The sequence below is a fragment of the Dellaglioa sp. CoH-57-MRSF-22 genome (assembly GCF_056781895.1).
The window spans coordinates 1-314 of record NZ_JBXAXT010000161.1; the positions used below are offsets into that span (position 1 = coordinate 1).

Consider the following 314-nt stretch of genomic DNA (forward strand, 5'->3'; position numbering starts at 1 on the left):
GGTGCTGACGCCTACACGCGACACCCGCCCGTACAGGCCCAAGTTCACAAAGGGCTTATTATAACCCGCATAGCTTTGTCTTGTCGAGCAATAAAAGCTGGTGACTCGTACCTGCAACTTGTCAATGATTCGATTTGACATAGCTTAGCGTTTTCTCCACGAGATTGACCACTTCCTTAGGAAGCTTCAGCCCAACCAGATGCCACGAAACGGCCTCGGCCAGCGTCTCCTTGAAGTTCTTCGTCGCGTACTCGGTAATCAGCGGATCGAGATCGGTACGGGTCACCCCACGCACCGGCCACACGGCCCGGATG

General features: G+C 54.8%; 1 protein-coding gene. It reads right to left on the reverse strand.

The window, feature by feature from the left end; translation table 11 throughout:
• Positions 1-121: 121 nt before the first annotated feature.
• A partial coding sequence (locus tag AC1RPR_RS08645; RefSeq protein ID WP_481763542.1) for a hypothetical protein occupies positions 122-314 on the reverse strand: 193 nt, incomplete at its 5' end.